General features: G+C 69.1%; 22 protein-coding genes. 8 read left to right on the top strand and 14 right to left on the bottom strand.

Annotated elements, in window-relative coordinates; translation table 11 throughout:
* Positions 1-84: 84 nt before the first annotated feature.
* Both HWY45_RS12700 and HWY45_RS12705 read right to left on the bottom strand, forming a co-directional pair.
* Positions 85-969 carry an ABC transporter ATP-binding protein gene (locus HWY45_RS12700; RefSeq protein WP_059566466.1) on the bottom strand — a complete coding sequence of 295 codons (885 nt, stop codon included), beginning with the start codon at positions 967-969 and terminating at the stop codon, positions 85-87.
* Positions 966-2,087: an MlaE family ABC transporter permease gene (locus HWY45_RS12705; protein ID WP_059566465.1), complete on the bottom strand. Its 1,122-nt coding sequence runs from the start codon at positions 2,085-2,087 to the stop codon at positions 966-968. The genes HWY45_RS12700 and HWY45_RS12705 overlap by 4 nt, the downstream gene beginning before the upstream one ends.
* Positions 2,088-2,364: 277 nt before the next feature.
* Between HWY45_RS12705 and HWY45_RS12710 the strand changes: the two genes are divergently transcribed.
* From HWY45_RS12710 to HWY45_RS12720, 3 genes are all read left to right on the top strand, one after another.
* On the top strand, positions 2,365-4,419 hold the full coding sequence (locus HWY45_RS12710; protein ID WP_059883244.1) for a bifunctional 2',3'-cyclic-nucleotide 2'-phosphodiesterase/3'-nucleotidase: 2,055 nt from the start codon (positions 2,365-2,367) through the stop codon (positions 4,417-4,419).
* An 8-nt stretch (positions 4,420-4,427) separates the two neighbouring features.
* Complete coding sequence (locus HWY45_RS12715; protein ID WP_059883243.1) at positions 4,428-5,264, top strand: tetratricopeptide repeat protein; 837 nt, start codon at positions 4,428-4,430, stop codon at positions 5,262-5,264.
* A 222-nt stretch (positions 5,265-5,486) separates the two neighbouring features.
* A complete protein-coding gene (locus HWY45_RS12720; RefSeq protein ID WP_059883242.1) occupies positions 5,487-6,017 on the top strand; it encodes a hypothetical protein in 531 nt (176 codons plus the stop codon).
* A gap of 28 nt (positions 6,018-6,045) precedes the next feature.
* Here the strand turns inward: HWY45_RS12720 and HWY45_RS12725 are convergent, their stop codons facing one another.
* The 6 genes from HWY45_RS12725 to HWY45_RS12750 form a co-directional block, all read right to left on the bottom strand.
* Positions 6,046-6,555 (bottom strand): hypothetical protein, encoded by a 510-nt coding sequence (locus HWY45_RS12725; protein ID WP_059566587.1) that lies wholly within the window; start codon positions 6,553-6,555, stop codon positions 6,046-6,048.
* Positions 6,556-6,587: 32 nt separating this feature from the next.
* Positions 6,588-6,770, bottom strand: coding sequence for a hypothetical protein (locus HWY45_RS12730; protein WP_124516562.1), 183 nt, complete (start codon positions 6,768-6,770; stop codon positions 6,588-6,590).
* A 211-nt stretch (positions 6,771-6,981) separates the two neighbouring features.
* Positions 6,982-7,170, bottom strand: a complete 189-nt coding sequence (locus HWY45_RS12735; protein ID WP_124480946.1) for a hypothetical protein — start codon at positions 7,168-7,170, stop codon at positions 6,982-6,984.
* A gap of 208 nt (positions 7,171-7,378) precedes the next feature.
* Complete coding sequence (locus tag HWY45_RS12740) at positions 7,379-7,966, bottom strand: type VI secretion system amidase effector protein Tae4 (RefSeq protein WP_059883265.1); 588 nt, start codon at positions 7,964-7,966, stop codon at positions 7,379-7,381.
* The gene (locus tag HWY45_RS36820; protein WP_230942256.1) at positions 7,966-8,559 is read right to left on the bottom strand and encodes a PAAR domain-containing protein; all 594 of its coding nucleotides are present in this window, start codon (positions 8,557-8,559) and stop codon (positions 7,966-7,968) included. The genes HWY45_RS12740 and HWY45_RS36820 overlap by 1 nt, the downstream gene beginning before the upstream one ends.
* A gap of 11 nt (positions 8,560-8,570) precedes the next feature.
* Positions 8,571-9,476, bottom strand: a complete 906-nt coding sequence (locus HWY45_RS12750; RefSeq protein WP_230942255.1) for a PAAR domain-containing protein — start codon at positions 9,474-9,476, stop codon at positions 8,571-8,573.
* Positions 9,477-9,545: 69 nt separating this feature from the next.
* Here HWY45_RS12750 and HWY45_RS12755 point away from each other — a divergent pair, with 69 nt between their 5' ends.
* The 3 genes from HWY45_RS12755 (at position 9,546) to HWY45_RS12765 (ending at position 11,632) form a co-directional block, all read left to right on the top strand.
* Entirely contained in the window at positions 9,546-10,466 is a 921-nt protein-coding gene (locus HWY45_RS12755) for a biotin--[acetyl-CoA-carboxylase] ligase (RefSeq protein WP_059883239.1), read from the top strand.
* The gene (locus HWY45_RS12760; RefSeq protein ID WP_059883236.1) at positions 10,463-11,251 is read left to right on the top strand and encodes a type III pantothenate kinase; all 789 of its coding nucleotides are present in this window, start codon (positions 10,463-10,465) and stop codon (positions 11,249-11,251) included. Before HWY45_RS12755 ends, HWY45_RS12760 begins: the two co-directional genes overlap by 4 nt.
* A 120-nt stretch (positions 11,252-11,371) precedes the next feature.
* Positions 11,372-11,632: a hypothetical protein gene (locus tag HWY45_RS12765; RefSeq protein ID WP_059883263.1), complete on the top strand. Its 261-nt coding sequence runs from the start codon at positions 11,372-11,374 to the stop codon at positions 11,630-11,632.
* A 21-nt stretch (positions 11,633-11,653) separates the two neighbouring features.
* Here HWY45_RS12765 and rfaE2 read toward each other — a convergent pair whose 3' ends face one another.
* From rfaE2 to HWY45_RS12795, 6 genes are all read right to left on the bottom strand, one after another.
* Entirely contained in the window at positions 11,654-12,139 is a 486-nt protein-coding gene (rfaE2, locus tag HWY45_RS12770) for a D-glycero-beta-D-manno-heptose 1-phosphate adenylyltransferase (protein WP_059883234.1), read from the bottom strand.
* Between the two features lie 122 nt (positions 12,140-12,261).
* Positions 12,262-13,137: a ferritin gene (locus HWY45_RS12775; protein WP_059566455.1), complete on the bottom strand. Its 876-nt coding sequence runs from the start codon at positions 13,135-13,137 to the stop codon at positions 12,262-12,264.
* A gap of 448 nt (positions 13,138-13,585) precedes the next feature.
* Complete coding sequence (locus HWY45_RS12780) at positions 13,586-14,794, bottom strand: patatin-like phospholipase family protein (RefSeq protein WP_059566454.1); 1,209 nt, start codon at positions 14,792-14,794, stop codon at positions 13,586-13,588.
* Positions 14,795-14,825: 31 nt separating this feature from the next.
* A complete protein-coding gene (locus HWY45_RS12785; protein WP_059883233.1) occupies positions 14,826-15,542 on the bottom strand; it encodes a PhaM family polyhydroxyalkanoate granule multifunctional regulatory protein in 717 nt (238 codons plus the stop codon).
* A gap of 73 nt (positions 15,543-15,615) precedes the next feature.
* The gene (locus tag HWY45_RS12790) at positions 15,616-16,443 is read right to left on the bottom strand and encodes an enoyl-CoA hydratase/isomerase family protein (protein ID WP_059566584.1); all 828 of its coding nucleotides are present in this window, start codon (positions 16,441-16,443) and stop codon (positions 15,616-15,618) included.
* A 123-nt stretch (positions 16,444-16,566) separates the two neighbouring features.
* Positions 16,567-17,559 (bottom strand): fumarylacetoacetate hydrolase family protein, encoded by a 993-nt coding sequence (locus tag HWY45_RS12795; RefSeq protein ID WP_059883231.1) that lies wholly within the window; start codon positions 17,557-17,559, stop codon positions 16,567-16,569.
* A 136-nt stretch (positions 17,560-17,695) separates the two neighbouring features.
* On the opposite strand from HWY45_RS12795, the gene HWY45_RS12800 reads away from it, so the two are divergent.
* Both HWY45_RS12800 and HWY45_RS12805 read left to right on the top strand, forming a co-directional pair.
* On the top strand, positions 17,696-18,562 hold the full coding sequence (locus tag HWY45_RS12800) for an IclR family transcriptional regulator (RefSeq protein ID WP_059883229.1): 867 nt from the start codon (positions 17,696-17,698) through the stop codon (positions 18,560-18,562).
* A 124-nt stretch (positions 18,563-18,686) separates the two neighbouring features.
* Entirely contained in the window at positions 18,687-19,892 is a 1,206-nt protein-coding gene (locus HWY45_RS12805) for a DUF3108 domain-containing protein (protein ID WP_059883227.1), read from the top strand.
* The last annotated feature ends 39 nt before the right edge of the window (positions 19,893-19,931 follow it).

Consider the following 19,931-nt stretch of genomic DNA (forward strand, 5'->3'; position numbering starts at 1 on the left):
TGGCTCGGCCAAACGGCGCTCCTCCCTTCTTGCCCTGCGCGCGATTTCGGGCATTCGCATGTGCGTTCCATATGTCAACAGACCCTAAAGCTCGACGCTCGACGGCGCCGGTTCGAGGGCCGCCTTCGGCAGCTTCGCGCGCCGCTCGGGCGGCAGCGCCTGCAGCGCGCGGCGGCCGCGCAGCCCCAGAAAATATTCGTGGATGAACGGGTGATCGACGTTCGCGGCCTCCTCGACCGGCGCGGCGACCAGCACCTTGCGATCGGCGAGCACCGCGACGCGCGTCGACAACGCGACCATCGTGTCGAGATCGTGCGTGACCATCACGACCGTCAGCCCGAGCGTGCGGTGCAGCGTCGCGATCAGCTCGACGAATTCCTCCGACGCCTGCGGGTCGAGCCCGGCCGTCGGCTCGTCGAGGAACAGCAGCTCCGGCTCGAGCGCGATCGCGCGCGCGATGCCGACCCGCTTCACCATCCCGCCCGACAGCGCGGCCGGCATCTTCGACGCGTGCTTGCACGGCAGCCCGACCATCTCCAGCTTCAGCATCACGATGTCGTTCAGCAGGTCGGGCGGCACGCGGCCCAGCTCGCGCAGCGGCTGCGCGACGTTGTCGAACACCGTCATCGACGAGAACAGCGCGCCCTGCTGGAACAGCATCCCCGAGCGGGTGCGCATCGTGCGCGCGGTGGCCGCGTCGATCGTCGAGGTATCCGCGCCGAACACCTTGATCGTGCCGGACGTCGGCCGCTCGAGGCCGAGGATCTGCCGCACCAGCGTGGTCTTGCCCGAGCCCGAGCCGCCGACGATCGACACGATCTCGCCGCGCTTCACGTCGAAATCGAGCTTCTGGTGAACGATGTTGCGCCCGTAGCGCTTGGTCAGGTTGCGCACCTCGATCACGAACTCGTCGGAGGGCTGCGCGCCGGCCGTCGCGGCGCCGGCTGCCGGTTCGATCGGCGTGTTCATCCCAACCCCACGTTCTGGAACAGCATCGCGAACACCGCGTCGGCGAGGATCACGACCGTGATCGACGTGACGACCGACGTCGTCGTGCCTTCGCCGAGGCTCTGCGAGTTCGCCTTGATGCGGAAGCCGAAATGGCACGCGACGAGCGCGATCAGCATCCCGAACACCACGCCCTTGCCGAGGCCGATGTACAGGTTCGCGATCGGCACGACGCCCGGCAGCGAACGCACGAAATAGTTGAAGTCGATGCCGAGCGCGAGCTTCGCGGCGAGCGCGCCGCCCGTGAGCGCGACGATGTTGGTCCACATCACGAGCAGCGGCATCGCGACGCCGAGCGCGAGCACCCGCGGCAGGATCAGCCGCAGCCCGTGCGGGATGCCCATCACGCGCATCGCGTCGAGCTCCTCCGTCACGCGCATCACGCCGATCTGCGCGGTGATCGCCGAGCCCGAGCGCCCGGCGACGAGGATCGCCGACAGTACCGGCCCGAGCTCGCGGATCACCGACAGGCCGAGGATGTTTACGATGTAGCGGTTCGCGCCGAACATCTGCAGTTGCTGCGCGGACAGGTAGCTCAGCACGATGCCGATCAGGAACGCGACCAGCGCGGTGATCGGCAGCGCCTGCGCGCCCGCGCTGTAGACGTTCGCCGAGGTTTCCTTCCACGGCATCGTCTTCGGCCGGCGCAGCACCGACAGCGCGTCGAGGATCACGCGGCCGAACATCGCGATGCCGCCCTGCAGGTGCTCGGCGAACGTGAAGAGCGCCTGGCCGAGGCGCGTGACGGGATCGAAGCGCACGACGCGCTCGGGCGACTCGCGCTGGCTGTCGAGCCGCTCGATGCGCTCGAAGATCGTGCGCTGCGTGTCGGTGAGCGCGATGCCGGACGGCAGGCGGCGGCCCCAGACGCGCCACAGCGCCTGGCCGCCGACGTGGTCGAGCCGTTCGATCGCGGACAGGTCCCATTCGCGCACGCGCTCGCTCGCCAGGCCGGCGACGCGGCGCGCGACGCCGCGATTGCGCGCCAGCGCCAGCGCGGTCCACTGCCCGGACAGGCGCACGGTCGGGCCCTGCCCGCCGGCATCGACCGACAGGCCGGGAGGGGTTTCGAAATCCAAGGCGGCTTGTTTGCAATAGGATGACAGCGGCCATTGTAGCGAACCGCCCGGCGCCGCGACGTGAGGATTTCCGCCGGGGCGCGCCGGCCGCCGGACGGCGCCCGCGGCGCCCCGCCACGGGGCCGCGGCCCGCCGCCTTCCGGCAGGCCATCGCGCCCTTTCATTCCTTCGTCACGAATCCTTTCGATACTCTCACGCGCCGCACCGCAGGCCGTCGGTGCACGCGTCGCTTTCCGCGGCGGACCACGACAACACAGAACATCAACCAGGACAACCGATGCGACTCCCCTCGCTTCTCCGCCATCGCGCGCCGGCAGCCGCCGCGCTCGCGAGCCTCGCCTTTCTTGCCGCCTGCAACGGCGACGACGTCACCGCCCCGCCCGCCTCGCAGGCGCCCGCCGGCACGAAGGCGACGCTGGCGCTGCTCGAGACGACCGACCTGCACACCAACGTGCTGTCGTATGACTATTTCAAGCTCGCGGCCGACAACTCGCTCGGTTTCGAGCGCGTCGCGACGCTGATCGCGCAGGCGCGCGCGCAGTATCCCAACACGCTGCTGCTCGACAACGGCGACACGATCCAGGGCACCGCGCTCGCCGACTACCAGGCGCTCGTGAACCCGGTCGGCTGCGACCAGACGCTCGCGATCTACAAGGTGATGAACGCCGCGAAGTTCGACGGCGGCGGGATCGGCAACCACGAATTCAACTACGGGCTGCCGTACCTGTCGCAGGTGACCGGCAACACGTTCGACGTCGACGGGCTGCCCGCGCCCGCGCAGCAGAAGAAGTGCGCGGGCCCGGCGTTCCCGCAGGTGCTCGCGAACGTGATCAGCGCGCGCACCAACGCGCCGCTGTTCACGCCGTACACGATCCTCACCCGCACGGTGAGCGCGACCGCGCCGGACGGCACGACGGTCAGCGCGCCGGTGAAGATCGGCATCATCGGCTTCACGCCGCCCGCGATCATGAACTGGGATAAGCGCTGGCTCGACGGCAAGGTCTACACGACCGGCCTGAAGGAAGCGGCCGAGAAATACGTGCCGGAGATGCGCGCGAAGGGCGCCGACCTCGTCGTCGCGATCTCGCACGGCGGGCTCGACAACTCGGCGTACTCGCCGACGATGGAGAACGGCAGCTGGTGGCTGTCGACCGTGCCGGGCATCGACGCGATGCTGATCGGCCACTCGCACCAGGTGTTCCCGGATGCCAACAGCGCCGTGCCGCAGTTCAACCTGCCGGGCGTCGACAAGGTCAAGGGCACCGTCAACGGCGTGCCGACCGTGATGGCGAACTTCTGGGGCAAGCACCTCGGCGTGATCAAGCTCGGCCTCGCGTTCGACGGCAAGACCTGGAGCGTCGACAAGTCGCAGACCACCGTCGAGGCGCGCCCCATCCAGAACGCCGACAAGAGCTACGTCGCCGCCGATCCGTCGGTCGCGGCCGCGATCGCCGCCGAGCATCAGGCGACCATCAACTACGTGAAGACGCCGATCGGCACGACCGACTACCGGATGACCTCGTATTTCGCCGACGTCGGCGATCCGGGCGCGATCCAGATCGTCAACGAGGCGCAGGCCGACTACGTGAAGACCTACGTGCAGGCGAACCTGCCGCAATACGCGTCGCTGCCGGTGCTGTCGGTCAGCGCGCCGTTCAAGAGCGGCTTCGGCGGCGGCAACGACTTCACCGACGTCGCGCCGGGCTCAGTCGCGATCAACAACGCGGCCGACCTTTACCTGTACCCGAACACCGTGTATGCGGTGAAGGTGAGCGGCGCGGACGTGAAGAACTGGCTCGAGACGGCCGCGAAGCGCTTCAACCGGATCGATCCGACGCAGGCGAGCGTGCAGAAGCTCGTCAGCAGCTTCCCCGGCTACAACTTCGACATGTTCACGTCGCCCGACCTGACCTACGAGATCGACGTCACGCAGCCGGTCGGCAGCCGGATCAGAAACCTCGCGTACAAGGGCGCGCCGATCGACCCGAACGCGCAGCTGATCGTCGCGACCAACAACTATCGCGCGAGCGGCGGCGGCAACTTCCCGGGCCTCGACGGCAGCAAGACGATCTTCGCGTCGCCGGACGCGAACCGCGACGTGCTGATCGCGTTCATCAAGAAGCGCGGCGCGATCACCCGCGCGGCGGACGGCGCGCAGCGCAGCTGGCGCTTCACCAGGCTCGCGAGCTCGGTCGCGCACGTGCAGTTCGCGTCCGCGCCGAACCGCCTCGCCGACGCGGCGGCAGCCGGCCTCGTCGGCATCACGCAGGTCGCGGCCGACGACGGCTCGGGCAAGAACCTCGCCACCTACGAGATCGACCTGACGCAATGAGGCACGCGATGCAACCGATCCGCACGATGCGGCCCACCGAGGCCGGCGTGGCCGGCGCCGCGCGGCGCCTGCTGCGCGTGAAACTGCCGCCGGCCGCGCTGCTCGCGGCGATGGCGGCGCTCGTGGCCGCCGCCCTCGCGGCCGGCGGCTGGCGCGGCGCCGGCCCCGCGCCGAGCGCCGCGCAGCTCGACGAATGGCAGGCGATGGTCACGCAGGCCGCCGAGCCGCATGCGCTCGCCCGGCTGCGCGACCTCGCGCGCGCGGGGTCGGGCGGCGCGCAGGCGGCGCTTGGCGTCGCGCTCGCCGAGGCCCGCGAGCCGGGCCTGCGCGACGAAGGGCGCGGCTGGCTCGAAACCGCCGCGCAAGGCGGCGACGCGGCGGCCGCGCGGCGCGCGCAATTCGCGCTCGGCAAGGCGCTGCTGCTCGGCAGCGGCGGCCAGCCGAAGGACTATGCGCGCGCCCGCGCGCTGCTCGGCGAGGCGGCCGCGCACGGCGATCCGGCGGCGGCCTACTACCTCGGCCTGATCTACCGCAGCGGCTACGGCACGGCCGCCGATCCGGCGCAGGCGGCGCGCTGGTTCGAGCAGGCGTCGCGCGCGGACATCCCGGCCGCCGACTTCATGCTCGCGAACGCGTATCGCGACGGCAGCGGCGTGCCGCGCGACGAGTCGCGCGCGCTCGCGCTGTACCGGCGCGCGGCCGAGCACGAGCTGCCGGAAGCGGTGCAGACGCTCGCGATGGCGTACCGCAACGGCGAACTCGGGCTCAAGCCCGATGCGGACGAATTCCATGCGCAGTGGATCGAGACCGCGCATGCATTGAAGCATCCGGTGATTGCGCCTTGAGGGTTCTCGTGCACGCACGAACGCGAACCGAGGCAAGGTCGGTGGCCTGACGCGCTTGACCGGACGCCCCGCGCGTCGATCGTCCGGAAGCGGAATCGATCGCGGGGCGCGGGCGCGCGTGCCGGCCACGGTGCCGCCCTCCGATCGAGCGGCGCCGGTCGAGCGGCGCGCGGCGTTGCCTTAACATACCGCCTCACAATAAAACCTGAGAGGACCGTATCCATGCCGCATCGCCTGTCCGGGCTTCGCGCCGCCCTCGGCGCCGTCGCCGCCGCCCCGTTCGTTGCGCTCGCCGCGCCGCCCGCCCATCCCGACATCTTCAACGCCGCGATCTGCAAGCCGCCGCTTACGTCGGACCTCATGAGCACGATCTACGACACCGTCAAGGCAACCGATCCGAAGCCGGACGAGTCGATGCTGGGCGCCGCGGTCTTCCGCCTGCCGGAGCCGATCCGCCGGGACGGCTTCACCACGCAGAACGTCGTGTTCACCAGCACCGGGATCGGCGTGCTCGTGGAAGGCGAAGTGGCCGACCGGCTCGCGCAGCGCTACCAGCTCGCCCCCGAGAAGGGCCACCTGCTGGGCGCGTCGTCCGTCGGCTATTCGCGCCGGCTGACGGTCCGCGGCCCGGGCGGCGCGCTGATCCTCGTCTCGGCCCGCCAGGGCCCGGCGCTCAAGGGCAAGACGCTGCTTGCGTGTGAAATGACGTCCGAGGAAGACATCAAGGCGCTGGAGCGGATGGAAAAGCATTGAGCCAGCCAAGCGCCGCCGTGACATCCCGTCAGGCGGCGCTGCTACGCGCGGGCCGTTCCAGACGCATGTACGCGTCGGACACGATCAGCCCGAAGACGACGTGATCGAGCGCGCTCACCCAGCCTCGCGCGTCGGCGAACCACGGGAACAATTGCGTCATGCCGTAGTAATTGACGACGTACAGCAGCACGCCGAATATGGCCCCTGCCGCGCTGGCCATCCCAACGCTCGAATCCAGGCTGAAACACGCGATGATCACAGCCAGGATCAGCGCGAATACGATCGACAACGCGAAGTGCACGCCGAGCGCCGCCAGCAGGGTTCCCACTTCGACCGTGGTCGACGGCACGAGCGCGTCGTCGCCGAAGTAGATGGCCGCGATCATGCGCAACGGCGCCCACGCGTCCCGTACGATGATTGCCGCCGCAACGACCTGAGTGACGAGGAAAACCGCGCCGGCCACGCAGCCGCCGATCACGGCGGCACGCCATACCGGAACGCGGCGCACGTAATGGTGCGAATGCATGTGGAGTTGCATCGCCATCTCCTTGAAAGCAGTCCGCCGCCGCGTCAATGCTGGTGCGTATGCGACGTACCCGAGCGCACGGCCGACCGTGCCGACACGAGCGACTCTGACAGCCGGTGACAGGCACGCGACATCGGCGGCCCGACGGCGTCGGAGATCCGGTTCGTCTTGCGGTGGAAGCGCTCGAACAGGCTGGACAGGCTCGAACACGAATGAAGCTTGCTCATCACCATTTCCCTCGACGGGCAGTGACGAGAACCGGTCGGCACTCGCCACATACGCCGCGAAAGCGGATATATCGAACGTAGTCTCGCCGGTCGGGAAGATCAAGATGACGACGGCCGCCGTCACGTCACGACGGCGGGTTCCGCAAACGAAGACCGTGACGCGGCAGTGGTAAATGCAGGACGCGGAACTGCAAGCGCTTGCGTGACCGCGCTAGCTGAGTCGTGGAAAAAATGGCCGCGCCTGATGCGCGGCCCTTGCCAAACCGACAAGTCCAAGCGCTGTGAAAATCGTGGCAAGCCTCTCCGCCTCACCGAACTTTTCGATCTGATACAAGGCAGCCGCAAAGGTGGCATGAATTGTCATGCTTTCCGCTTTTTTCTCACCCGGCTTCGTTCCCATACATACCCACGCCAGCCGCCGATCACCGAGCCCACAACCACGGACACAAACCAACCGGCAAAAAACAGGTTCGCAACTTGCGGGCTCGTATCGAACAGGCTTCCCTTCCCGTGAAGAATCAAAACTCCAAACAGATATAAGCCCCCCCAACAAGCAAGCGTCACTATGACCGAGCCGGCAATTGCGCCGATGGCGGTTCTCAGTAATTTCATTTTATCGGGAAGAATATGATTGCTTTCGACTTACGAAAATCAGACCACAATCCAGGAATCACGACATTCCACCGGATTCGGAGTCCAGTACCGAATCCCGTGAGCTTTTCGCCGTTCCATAAATCAATGTGCCCGCCGCTGGCATTCCCCTCTGTTTCCCCTTCGCGAGTCCAGTAGCCATCGAACATGATAATCCCGGTTCGCCCCTCGACCCTATCCCTCCAATCGTCTCCAGTGACGTTTTCCGCCCTCCCCAAGCCAGCAAACGGCTGCAACCTCAGCCACTCCCCAAGTTCGTTGGCGCGCGTGGCGGTTGCCTTTCCGTTCAGCAGGATTCGCCCGATGCTCGACTGACCACCAAGGGGTTTGACCAGTTTCGACGAAAAAGACTTCATTTCAATGCCGACGCGATGAAAGGCGACGCTCATGCGAATGGCGCATTGATTGGTATAAGCCGGATTGTCATAGGGATTGCCCGACGGGTAGGCGTCCCATAGCTCCGCGAATGTTACCGCCCGCAATTGCACAACCTTGATGGAATCGGGCGTGGTGTTCGTTCTTACCGTTGTCGGGCTGTTTGGCATCACGTCCAGTCCTTGTGTACAAGAGCGTCTTCGCCCCAATAGATCATATAACTGTCGGCGATCTCGGAATGGATCCGCGGCAACTGGCCATTACTGTTGACATGTCCTGCGAAAGTCCGTCCGTCGCTCAGTTCGATCAGATATGGATAATTCTGCGGTAGCGTGGTGCGTATGCTGGCGCGCACCTGTTCGTCATACGTAGCGGAAACATCCGTCTGCACTACCATCGCGACCTCGGCCCCCCTGATGTTTGCGGCCGAGGCGCTGCTTCCTCCCGCCAGCGTCGCGGCTTCCTGCGACGTGACGATCATTTTCATGCCGCGCTCGGCATGGAAAATGGGTGGCGGATTGCATCCACAGACATTGATATCGCCACTCAACGCCCACGGCTTGTCATTTGGGCCTGTACCGGGCAGGCGTGGCCCCTTCGGCGCGATGAACCCGTCCTGTTTGCAGGCCGTGCAGTAGGTTCTCATGTAGAGCGTTGCAATTTGCACGGGCGGCGGCGGATTAGAACAAGTGACGTGTTCCAATCCTTCTGTAATCGTGGCGCTGCCACCTCGGTCGCCTCTGGCAAGAAAATAACGGATCATGTGGCCTCGCCTCAGCATGGCGCTGCCGAACGTTTCACTACCGTGAATGTGTCGGCGGAGATGAGACCTTCACGCTCGGGACTGTCCGTAATGGTGTCGCCGTTATCCAGTTCGCTACCGACGAAAGCCAGTGGTTCGAAGTTGCGGTTATCCGACAGCCCGAGCCCGCTGATGATTCGTGCAGTCGAGCCATCCGCATAGTGGATCAGATCGCCTACGATGCCGGCCTTGCCGAGCCGAATACCTGTATCCCACGTGCCGGTTGTTTCGCGCAACACGCCACCTCGTGCTGTCGTCGCGCCTCGCACCGCCAGCCGATAGCGCAGCGGCGCGGGCGGCGGCACATAGGTGGGGTCGAACAGTCCGTCGGCGGTTGTCCCGGCTGGCACATGAATTCCCCACGACCGCTGGGGCGTTTCGACAATATGGTCGCCGTTGCTCAAGCGACTACCCACGAGTGCAAACGGCTTGTCACCGCCAATCGCATACCTGCCTGCGCCGTCCGTAATGACGGCCTCGCTGCCGTCCTCGTAGGTCACGATATCGCCGACGCGGGCAACGGCAAGCCCGACGACCGTCAACTTGCTGCTGGCCTTGGTCACGCGACCGCCGCGCTGCGTGAGTGCTCCGATAGTGGCGAAAAGATGGGTCGGGGTCTTCTGCTCGTTGCTCATCCGGATCTCCCTTCTCGACAAATGGCTGAGGATTGCTACGCACAAAATTTGCGCGAACGAGAAAGGGGAATCAATCTGACAAATTCGAAATCCTCGCCAATAGGATTCGTTGAAGTTTGTTTGCGCAATGGATGAGCCAACGCAATCGCCATCCAACTTGGCAAGGTGTTGGCACTCATGTTCGTGCTTGACCAGACCAAGCGTCTGCACGACCAGAACGAGAAATCCATGTCTCAGCCCCACACACGCCGCGTCTCCGCTGCCGCCATACTTCCCGGCGCGATCTAGCCCCCTGTCGCTACAATAGGCGCCATGAACGCCCCCACCTCCTCCGACACGCCCGATTCCGGCGACGCGCACATCGCGCGCGGCCGCCTCGAGGCGCATCTGGACGCCACGCCGCGCGCGTGGCCGCTCGACATCGTCGCCGCGACCGGCTCGACCAACGCCGACCTCGCCGCGCGCCTGAAGGCGCTGCCGCGCGCCGCGAATGCACTGCCCGCGCCGCTCGTGCGCGTCGCGTTCGAGCAGACGGCCGGCCGCGGACGGCAGGGCCGCCCGTGGTTCGCGCAGCCCGGCAACGCGCTGCTCTGCTCGGTCGGCTGCATCGTGCCGCGCCCGGTCGACGCGCTCGGCGGGCTGAGCATCGCGATCGGCGTCGCGCTCGCCGAAGGGCTCGCCGCGCTGCCGCTCGACGGCCGCAGCGGCGTCGCGCTCAAATGGCCGAACGACCTGCTGCTCACCGCCACCGACGCCGGCACGCAGCGCATCGTCGGCAAGCTCGCCGGGATCCTGATCGAAACGGTGTGGACGACGGCCGATGCGACCGCCGTCGTGATCGGCTTCGGCGTCAACGTGCGCGGCGCGGAAACCGTCGCCGCGCAGGTCGATGCGCAGCGCGCGCGCGAAGCGTCGCTCGCGGGCGCGCTGCCGCCGGCCGCGCTGTCGTCCGCGTGGTCGTCCGCGAACCTCACCGATGCGCTCGCCGCGGCGCTGAACGCGCTCACGCCCGCGCTCGCGCAGTTCGCGACCGACGGGCTCGCGCCGTTCCTGCCGCGCTGGCATGCGCGGCACGCGTACGCGGGCCGCGAAGTGGTGCTGCTCGAGCAAGGCGTCGAGCGCGCGCGCGGCATCGCGACCGGCATCGACGCGGCCGGCCAGCTGCTGCTCGACACGCCGGCCGGCGTGCAGGCGATCGCGGCCGGCGACGTGTCGCTGCGCGAGGCGCAATGAGCGAACCGGTCCTGCTGATCGACGCCGGCAACAGCCGGATCAAGTGGGCGCTCGCCGACGCCCGGCGCGCGCTGGCCGAGACCGGCGCGTTCAGCCATGCGCGCGACGGCGGCGGCAATCCGGACTGGTCGCGCCTGCCGCGCCCGCGCGGCGCGTGGATCTCGAACGTCGCCGGCGCGGACGTGGCCGCGCGGCTCGACGCGCTGCTCGACGCGCGCTGGCCGGGCCTGCCGCGCACGACGATCCGCGCGTGCGCCGCGCAGTGCGGCGTGACGAACGGCTATACGACGCCCGACCAGCTCGGCAGCGACCGCTGGGCCGGGATGATCGGCGCGCACGCGGCATTTCCGGGCGAACATCTGCTGATCGCGACGTTCGGCACCGCGACGACGCTCGAGGCGCTGCGCGCGGACGGCCGCTTCACGGGCGGGCTGATCGCGCCGGGCTGGGCGCTGATGATGCGCGCGCTCGGCACGCACACGGCGCAGCTGCCGACGCTGACGACCGACATCGCGAGCGGCCTGCTGGCCGGCGCGCAGGCGGCGCCGTTCCAGGTCGACACGCCGCGTTCGCTGTCGGCCGGCTGCCTGTATGCGCAGGCGGGCCTGATCGAGCGCGCGTGGCGCGACCTGAACGACGCGTGGCAGGCGCCGGTGCGGCTCGTGCTGGCGGGCGGCGCGGCGGACGAGGTCGCGCGCGCGCTGACGGTGCCGCATACGCGGCACGACACGCTGATTCTGTCCGGCCTCGCGCTGATTGCCGCGGAATCCGCCGCGAACGGTTGATGCCGGCCCTGCGCGCGTGCCGCGCGCCGACCGGCCGAACCCGCTGAATGGCCTGCCGAATGTGCCGAATGACGGCCCCCGGATGGCCAGCCCAATGGAATGACGAAAGGAGTGTCGACGATGCTGCGCTGGCTGATCGCTGTTCTCTTTCTCGCCAACATGCTCGCGCTCGTGGTGATGCGCGGAGTGTTCGGGCCGCTGCCCGCGGCCGGCCCGCGCGAGCCGGAGATGCTGCTGCGGCAGGTGCGGCCCGACGCGCTGCGCGTCACGCCGCTCGCGCAAGCGTCCGACCAGGCCGTCGTCGGCGGCCCGATCGCGCCGCCGGCCGTGGCCGCAGAACCGCTCGCGGCATCGACATCGGCATCGGCATCGGCGCCGTAACGCCGGCCCGGCGCGGCCTGCTTACGGCTGCTGCGCGCGCACCTTCTTCAACAGCGCGGTGGTCGAGCGATCATGCTCGAACGGGATCGCGAGCGCGCGGCCGCCCCAGCCGCGCACCAGCGCGGATTCCGGCAGCACGTCCATGTCGTAGTCGCCGCCCTTCACGAGGATGTCCGGACGGACGGCCTCGATCAGCGAAACGGGCGTCTGTTCCTCGAACTTCACGACCCAGTCGACGCTTTCGAGCGCCGCGAGCAGCGCCATCCGGTCTTCCTCGCGGTTGATCGGCCGATCGTCGCCCTTGCCGAGCATGCGCACCGACGCGTCGCTGTTGACGCCGACGATCAGGCACGCGCCGAGCGCCTTCGCGTCGGCGAGATAGGTGACATGGCCGCGATGCAGGATGTCGAACACCCCGTTCGTGAACACGACGGGCGACGGCAGCGATGCGCGCAGCGCGACGAGGGCGTCGCGGGTGATCAGCTTGCGTTCGAAAGTGGCGGGCATGATGGTGACGGGCGGTAGTGAACGGCGTGCGCGGCGCGCACGCCCAAGAAAAAGCCCGCCGGACGGGCCGGGCGGGCTTCGTGTCGCAGGCGCCGCCAGCCGGGCCGGCAGGCGCGGCGGCGTCAGGCCGGCTGGGCGGCCGACGAACCGTTCTCGGCCTGCAGGCGGCCGGTGACTTCCTTGCGATACCGGTTGAGCTCCTGCGCGGTGGCGAACGTGCGCTCGAACAGGATCGACAGGTTGTGCAGGATACGCTCGACGACCTTCTTTTCCCACTCGCCGTCGAAGCGGATCTGCTCGTCGAGCCAGCGCTCGAGCCACTCCGGATCGGGCAGGCGCGACTGCACGGTGTCGCGCGGGAACAGCGCCTGGTTCACGTGCAGGTTGGTCGGGTGCAGCGGCTTCTCGGTGCGGCGCGCCGACGCCATCAGCACGCCGATCTTCGCGAACGCCGCGCGCGCGACGTCGCCGCAGTTCGACAGCGCCTTCTTCATGTAGCGCAGGTACGCGCCGCCGTGGCGGGCTTCGTCGCGCGAGATCGTTTCGTAGATGTGCTTGATGACCGGCTCGGTGTGCCAGTCGGCCGCGCAGCGGTACCAGTGGTTCAGGCGGATCTCGCCGCAGAAGTGCAGCATCAGCGTCTCGAGCGGCGGCGCCGGGTCGAACTGGAAGCGCACCGCGTGCAGCTCTTCCTCGGTCGGCACCATTTCCGGCTTGAAGCGGCGCAGGTATTCCATCAGCACGAGCGAGTGCTTCTGCTCCTCGAAGAACCACACGCTCATGAACGCGGAAAAGTCGCTGTCGTGCTGGTTGTCGCGCAGGAACATTTCGGTCGCGGGCAGCGCCGACCATTCCGTGATCGCGTTCATCTTGATCGTCTTCGCCTGCTCGTCGGTGAGCAGCGAGGCGTCGAACTTGTCCCACGGGATGTCCTTCTCCATGTCCCAGCGGACGGCTTCGAGCGACCTGTAAAGTTCCGGATAAAGCATGGTGTTCATGATGGTCCCACCCCTGTTCTGCGCAATGCGACTTCCCTAAACATGACCGGTGCAGCAAATGCGCATGGCGATGCGCTTTTCGCAACCAAGACTCTAATTTTACGCGCGAAACCGGCCCCCGGACGCATGTTGCGCACCGGCAGCCGCGCGGCCGCGTCAGCCGCACGTGGGCCAAGCTGCGTGCCGCGCTCCGCTCGAACGGAACCGGCCGCGCTTGCCTGAGTGGGGGCCGGCGCTGGCCGGCTTCGCTGGCGAGCCTGTCCGCGGCGCCCTTGCGGGGCGCCCGAGCGGCAGGCTGCTCGATATGGTTTATTCGGCGGCGGCCATGATATCACGCGTGCATGACGCTTCCGCGACGCGATTCCGGTCGATTCCCGTCAGCCGACATGCGGCAATCCGTCGCGCCTTTGCGGCGCAAATGCGGCGCAAAAAAACGCTGCGAAACACATCAGACCCGCATTTCCCCGGCCGCCTGCCCGTCGGGCGACGGCGCGCCCGCGCCGTCCGCGCGCGCGATCCAGCCGGCCAGCGTGTCGCGCTGCGCGCAGCCGTCGCGATAGCCGAGCTCGATCAGCTCGCGCGCGAACGCCTCCTCGAACAGCAGGTAGCTCGCGAACGACGCGCCGGCGGGCTGGCTGCCGCCGACCGCGCCGAGCAGCCCGCGCACGCTGAGCGGCAGCTGCTTCAGGTGCTTCGCGGCGATCAGCTCGATGCGCTCGGACGGTGCGATCGCGAGCACGTCGACGTGCCGCCAGCCGCTGTCCACTTCGACCTGGTGCGGCAGGTGCGTGATCATCCGGTTGATGTGCTCGATGCGCTCGATGTCCGAGCCGATCGAGTCGAGGAACACGCTCGCGAGCACCTGCTGGCCGATCTGCGCGAGCGACGGGTAGCCGCGCACGAAGCCGCCGCCGTTCACCGGAATCTCCGGCCGCGGGTCGGCCGCGCCGACCACCACGATCCGGTCCGCGCCGAAGTGGATCGCCGGCGACAGCGGCGCGATCTGGCGGATCGAGCCGTCGCCGAAGTACTCGATCTGGCCGTCGAGCACGAGCGGCACGGCCGGAAACACGAACGGAATCGCCGACGACGCGAGCAGGTGCGATGCCGACAGGTCGACGAGCCGCGCGGTGCGCTGCGCGCGCCGCCACGCCTGGATCGGTTCGGCGGCCTGGTAGAAGGTCAGGTGGCGGCCGCTCGAATAGCTGAGCGCCGTGATCGCGAGCGCGTGCAGCGTGCGCGCTTCGAGCATCTGTTCGATCCGGTGGAAGCTCAGCTCGCGCTGCAGCAGGTGCGCGAGCGGCGCATTGTCGAGCAGGCCGCGCGGCGAGCGGCGGGCCGCCCAGCCGAAACTCATCGCCGCGAGCCAGCGCGCGCCCGCGGCGGCGATGCCGAGCCAGTCGGTGCGGTACACGTAGTCGGCGCGCAGGTGCTCCCAGAACTCGAGCAGGCGCCGCACGCCGTGCGGGAAATCGTCCGCGTGGCTCGCGACCGACGTCGCGTTGATCGCGCCGGCCGACGAGCCGCACACGACCGCGAACGGCAGCGTGCGCCGCTGCGGATCGGCGTCGAGCGCGATCTCGGCCAGCGCCTTCAATACGCCGACCTGATACGCGGCGCGCGCGCCGCCTCCCATCAGTACGAGCGCGAGCCGCATCGTTCGACCTGCTACACGGGCCGCCGCGCCGCTATGCCGAGCGCTTCGGCGGACGGCTCGCCGGCGTCGACGTGGCCGCCGCGCGCGCCGCCGCCGAGCCGGCGGGCTTCGCGCGCTTCGCGGCGGGCTTGCGCGGCGCAGGCGGCGGCTCGGCCGCATCGGGCGCCGCCGCGGCCGGCGGCTCGCCCGGCTGCGGTGCCATCGCGAGATTCGCGAGCTGGCTGAACTGCGCCTGCAGCAGGTTCCACCAGCCGGCCGGATCGAATGCCGGGTTCTGCGCGGCGGCGTCGCCGTCGGACGGCGCCGCCGCCGCGGCTTGCGCCCCGGCTGCCGGCGCATCGTCGGGCGACGCGGCGGCCGCCTTCGCCGCCGCGACCGCAGCCTCCTCGGCGGCCGACATCGAGCTTTGCGCGAACGCGCCGAACGCGCGCAGCGTCGCGAGCGTCGCGCGCTGCACCTCGAGCGCCTGGATCGCGGACTGCAGCATCCCGAGGTTCAGCTTCAGCCATTGCTCGACCGCGCGCAGGTCGGTGATGCGCTTGTCGAGCTCCTCGACGTTCGTGAGCGGCGCCATCATGTCGGACATGCTCGCGAGCGACGGCGGCAGCCCGGGCGTCGCGCCGGGGAATGCGGCCATGCCGCCGAACGGCGACAGGCGGACCATTTCCCACATCCGGTCGAGCATGTCGGCGGGCTGGAAGCCGGCAAAGCCGGAGAAAGGATTGGAGCCGGTGTTATCGGTCGTCATGCGGGCGTCCTGGTTGACTGGGGGGAGCGCGGCGGCCGCCTCGCGCGGCCGCCTGGATCGATCATAGCGCGCGTCAGAACGGCGCGTCGCCGGGGAATGCGGGCGGGCGCCGTTCGCGCAGCGAGCGGATCCCCTCCTGCACGTCGGGCCCCGAGAAGCCCATGAATTCGAGCGCGAGCGACGCGTCGAAAGTCGGCCCGGCCGAGCGCAGCCAGTTGTTGAGCGCGTACTTGGTCCAGCGGATCGCCGTCTGCGAGCCGTGCGCGAGCCGCTCCGCGACCTCGTACGCCTTCGGCAGCAGGTCCGCGTCGTCGACCGCGAGCGACACGAGGCCGATCCGCTCGGCCTCCTCGCCGCTCACCGGCTCGCACAGCAGCAGGTAGTACTTGGCCTTCGCCATCCCGCACAGCAGCGGCCACACGATCGCCGCGTGGTCGCCGGCCGCGACGCCGAGCCGCGTATGGCCGTCGATGATGCGCGCGCTCTTCGACGCGATCGAGATGTCGGCGAGCAGCCCGGCGACGAGCCCCGCGCCCACCGCCGGGCCGTGCATCGCGGACACGATCGGCTTGCTGCAGTTGATCACGTTGTAGACGAGGTCGCGCGCTTCGCGCCACACCCGCGCGCGCACGTCGAAGTCGTTCGCCATCTGCTCGACGAGCGCGAGGTCGCCGCCCGCCGAGAAGCCCTTGCCCTCGCCGCGGATCACCGCGACGCGCGTGTCGGGATCGCGCTCGACGTCGCGCCAGATGTCGGCCAGCTCGCGATGCATGCGTTCGTTCGCGGTCGCGAGGCCGCTCTTGTTCGCGCCCTCGCCGCTCATCACGATTTCGAGGATGCCGTGCGGCTGGCGCCGCACCTTCAGTGCTTCGTAACCGCCATACGCGGCAAGATCCGACATGCGCAGCTCCTTGCGGAAGACCATGAATCGAGTGTAGCGAAGCCCGTGCGGGCAAACATCGGGCGAAACCCGGCGCGCGGGACGCAACCGGGTTGCGCCCGCGCCCACGCACGCCCCGTCGCGTCAGGCGGCGCCGTCGGGCGGTGCGACCGACTGCTCGATCGCGCCGAACACCGACTTGCCGGCGTCGTCGAGCATCTCGATCTTCACGGTGTCGCCGTAGCGCATGAATTCGGTCTGCGGCTTGCCGTGCTCGATCGTCTCGAGGCAGCGCTTCTCGGCGATGCAGCAGTAGCCGCGCTTCGGATCCTTGTTCGACACGGTGCCCGAGCCGACGATCGAGCCCGCGCGCAGGTTGCGCGTCTTCGCCGCGTGCGCGATCAGTTGGCCGAAGTGGAACACCATGTCGGTGCCCGCGTCGGGCTGGCCGACCTTCCTGCCGTTCCAATGAACGATCATCGGCCGGTGCACGCGGCCGTCGCGCCAGTGCTCGCCGAGTTCGTCCGGCGTCACCGCGACGGGCGCGAACGCGGTCGCCGGCTTGCTCTGGAAGAAGCCGAAGCCCTTCGCGAGCTCGGCCGGGATCAGGTTGCGCAGCGACACGTCGTTCGCGAGCGTGACGAGCCGCACGGCCTTCAGCGCGTCATCGGGCGGCACGCCCATCGGCACGTCGCCGGTGATCACCGCGACTTCCGCCTCGAAATCGATGCCCCATTCCTCGGAACGGCAGACCACGTCGTCGCGCGGCCCGAGGAAATCGTCGCTGCCGCCCTGGTACATCAGCGGATCGGTCCAGAACTCCGGCGGCATCTCGGCGCCGCGCGCGCGGCGCACGAGCTCGACGTGGTTCACGTACGCGGAGCCGTCCGCCCACTGGAACGCGCGCGGCAGCGGCGCCATGCAGTTGGCCGGATCGAACGGGAACGCATGGCGCGCGCGGCCGTGGTTCACCGCGTCGTACAGGTCGCGCAGCTGCGGCGCGTAGAACGCCCAGTCGTCGATCGCGCGCTGCAGCGTCGGCGCGATCGCGTCGGCGATCGCCGCGGTATGCAGGTCGCGCGACACGACGATCAGCTGGCCGTCGCGCGTGCCGTCCTTCAGCGAAGCAAGTTTCATAAGGGGAATCTGCCGGTGTAGTGACGATGGAAGGAATCTATTTTACGATGGTGAATCCGTGCGGCGCGCCGGCCTTGCGCGCGCCGTTGCCGAATCGACCGTTGCCTCCTCATCGCGCGCCGCGCGCCGTTGCCCCATGCCCGCCAGCCAGCTCCCAGACGACGATCTCGCCGAACCCGACACCGCCGACGACGCCGCCGGCGAGAACGGCGAGAAGGTCCGTTCCGGCATCCAGTCGATCGAGGTCGGTTTCCGCCTGCTCGACGTGCTGACGAGCGAGCCGCGCGCGATGATGCTGCGCGATCTCGCGCAGCGCGCGGGCATGAGCCCCGCGAAGGCGCACCGCTACCTGGTCAGCTTCTCGCGGCTCGGCGTGGTGTCTCAGGATCCGGTGTCGGGCCGCTACGAGCTCGGCGGCTTCGCGCTGCAGATGGGCCTCGCGCGCCTCGCGCGGGTCGACGGCGTGAAGCTCGCGCGGATCGCGCTGACCGAGCTGCGCGACCGGCTCGACCAGACCGTCGGCATCGCGGTGTGGGGCAATCAGGGGCCGACGATCGTGCACTGGATGGAATCGAGCCATCCGGCGAAGGCGTCGCTGAAGCTCGGCGACGTGATGCCGCTGCTCGGCTCCGCGACGGGCCTGCTGTTCGCCGCGTACCTGCCGCCCGGCAAGACGGCCGCGATGATCGAACGCGAGCTCGCCGACACGCGCCGTTCGCCGCATCACGGCGGGCCGCGCTCGCGCGCCGAGGTCGACGCGGTGCTCGCCGACGTGCGCGCGCACGAGGCCGCGCGCGTCGAAGGGATGCTGCTGCCGACGATCCACGCGTTCTGCATGCCGGTGTTCGATGCCGTGGGCGAGCTTGCGCTCGCGATCATCGCGCTCGGCCACGAAGGCGCGTTCGACATCGCGTGGGGCGGCGAGATCGACACCGCGCTGCGCGCCTGCGCGCAGAAATTGTCGTACGAACTCGGCTATAGTCCGGACGCGCGCGACGCGTGACGCGCGCACGCCGTGCGAACGCGCGGCGCCTCCGACGGTCGGAATCCTGACGAGACCCGAAACCCGGCACGCACGTTGCGCGCCGGACGACCCACGACCGCCCCGACTTCTTCGCCGCCCGCCGATGCCGCACGCCGACGCCCGTCCCCGCCATGCCCCGCCCCGCCACTGGCTGCGCGCGTGCGTTGCGCTCGTCGTCGTGCTGGTGCTGCACGCGCTGGCCGCGCTGTGGTTCACGCGCCACCGCGAGCCGTTCACGCCGCCCGCGGCCGACGCGGTGCCGGTGCAGATCGAATTGCTGAAGCCGCAGCCGATCGAGCGGCAGCCCGAGCCGAGGCCCGTCGAGAAACCGGCTGCGAAGCCAGTTGCGCCATCCCCCGCGAAACCCGCCACCTCGCCCCGCCCGGCGCAGCAGGAACCGGTGCTGACGTCGACGCAGAGCGCCGCGCAGGGCGAGCCGCCGGCCGCGGCCGCGCCTGCGGCGTCCGGTGCAACCGGCGCGTCGGCAGCGGCAGCGGCGGCTGGCGGCGCAAGTGGCGCGATGACGCCGGGCCCCGCGTCGAGCGGCGTGAAATTCGCCGCGCCGCCGTCGGGCGACCTCCAGTACGACAGCTTCTTCAACGGCGTGCAGAACTCGACCGGCACGATCCACTGGCGTACCGACGGTCAAACGTATGAATTGTCGGTATCGATGCCCGTGCCGTTCGTCGGCCCGTTCCGCTACCGGAGCCAGGGGCGCATCGACGCGTTCGGCATCGCGCCCGGCCGCTACGTCGAACAGCGCGGCACGCGCCCCGAGGACATCGCGATCTTCAACCGCGACATCCGGCAGGTGGTGTTTACGCGCACGCCGAACAACGTGCCGCTGCCCGACGGCACGCAGGACCGCTTCAGCATGCTGATGCAGCTCGCGGGCCTCCTGCGCGGCAATCCGGACGCGTACAAGCCGGGCGTCACGCAGCAGTTCTTCGTCGTCGACAACAACAGCGGCGAGACCTGGCCGATCACGGTGATCGGCGACGAACAGGTGCGGACCGCCACGGGCTTCGTCGCGACGCGGCACTTCATGCGCCTGCCGCGCCGCGAAGGCGACACGCGGCGCATCGACATGTGGCTCGCGCCGTCGCTCGGCTGGCTGCCCGCGCGGCTCGTGCAGACCGAACCGAACGGCTCGCAGATCGAGCTGCTGTGGCACGGGCAGCTCGCCGCGCCCGACCTGCCCGCGTCGACGGCGCACGATGCGGGCAACGCACCGCCCGCTGCGCCGGCACCGGCCGAACCGGCTGCATCGCCCGCGCCCGCATCGCCCGCATCGCCCGCGACGCCCTGACGCGCCGCCCCGCGAATCGGCAATTTCGACCGATGCCCC

The sequence above is a fragment of the Burkholderia stagnalis genome (assembly GCF_902830275.1).
Classification (GTDB): Bacteria; Pseudomonadota; Gammaproteobacteria; order Burkholderiales; family Burkholderiaceae; genus Burkholderia; species Burkholderia stagnalis.

Coding starts and splice junctions, on each gene's coding strand:
- HWY45_RS12775 (WP_059566455.1), bottom strand. CDS start 13,137: ATGAACACCATGCTTTATCCGGAACTTTACAGGTCGCTCGAAGCCGTC.
- HWY45_RS12780 (WP_059566454.1), bottom strand. CDS start 14,794: ATGCGGCTCGCGCTCGTACTGATGGGAGGCGGCGCGCGCGCCGCGTAT.
- HWY45_RS12805 (WP_059883227.1), top strand. CDS start 18,687: ATGCCGCACGCCGACGCCCGTCCCCGCCATGCCCCGCCCCGCCACTGG.
- rfaE2 (WP_059883234.1), bottom strand. CDS start 12,139: ATGCCCGCCACTTTCGAACGCAAGCTGATCACCCGCGACGCCCTCGTC.
- HWY45_RS12700 (WP_059566466.1), bottom strand. CDS start 969: ATGAACACGCCGATCGAACCGGCAGCCGGCGCCGCGACGGCCGGCGCG.
- HWY45_RS12755 (WP_059883239.1), top strand. CDS start 9,546: ATGAACGCCCCCACCTCCTCCGACACGCCCGATTCCGGCGACGCGCAC.
- HWY45_RS12725 (WP_059566587.1), bottom strand. CDS start 6,555: ATGCAACTCCACATGCATTCGCACCATTACGTGCGCCGCGTTCCGGTA.
- HWY45_RS12790 (WP_059566584.1), bottom strand. CDS start 16,443: ATGTCGGATCTTGCCGCGTATGGCGGTTACGAAGCACTGAAGGTGCGG.
- HWY45_RS12735 (WP_124480946.1), bottom strand. CDS start 7,170: ATGGGAACGAAGCCGGGTGAGAAAAAAGCGGAAAGCATGACAATTCAT.
- HWY45_RS12720 (WP_059883242.1), top strand. CDS start 5,487: ATGCCGCATCGCCTGTCCGGGCTTCGCGCCGCCCTCGGCGCCGTCGCC.
- HWY45_RS12765 (WP_059883263.1), top strand. CDS start 11,372: ATGCTGCGCTGGCTGATCGCTGTTCTCTTTCTCGCCAACATGCTCGCG.
- HWY45_RS12800 (WP_059883229.1), top strand. CDS start 17,696: ATGCCCGCCAGCCAGCTCCCAGACGACGATCTCGCCGAACCCGACACC.
- HWY45_RS12760 (WP_059883236.1), top strand. CDS start 10,463: ATGAGCGAACCGGTCCTGCTGATCGACGCCGGCAACAGCCGGATCAAG.
- HWY45_RS12740 (WP_059883265.1), bottom strand. CDS start 7,966: ATGCCAAACAGCCCGACAACGGTAAGAACGAACACCACGCCCGATTCC.
- HWY45_RS12785 (WP_059883233.1), bottom strand. CDS start 15,542: ATGACGACCGATAACACCGGCTCCAATCCTTTCTCCGGCTTTGCCGGC.
- HWY45_RS12715 (WP_059883243.1), top strand. CDS start 4,428: ATGCAACCGATCCGCACGATGCGGCCCACCGAGGCCGGCGTGGCCGGC.
- HWY45_RS12795 (WP_059883231.1), bottom strand. CDS start 17,559: ATGAAACTTGCTTCGCTGAAGGACGGCACGCGCGACGGCCAGCTGATC.
- HWY45_RS36820 (WP_230942256.1), bottom strand. CDS start 8,559: ATGATCCGTTATTTTCTTGCCAGAGGCGACCGAGGTGGCAGCGCCACG.
- HWY45_RS12710 (WP_059883244.1), top strand. CDS start 2,365: ATGCGACTCCCCTCGCTTCTCCGCCATCGCGCGCCGGCAGCCGCCGCG.
- HWY45_RS12730 (WP_124516562.1), bottom strand. CDS start 6,770: ATGAGCAAGCTTCATTCGTGTTCGAGCCTGTCCAGCCTGTTCGAGCGC.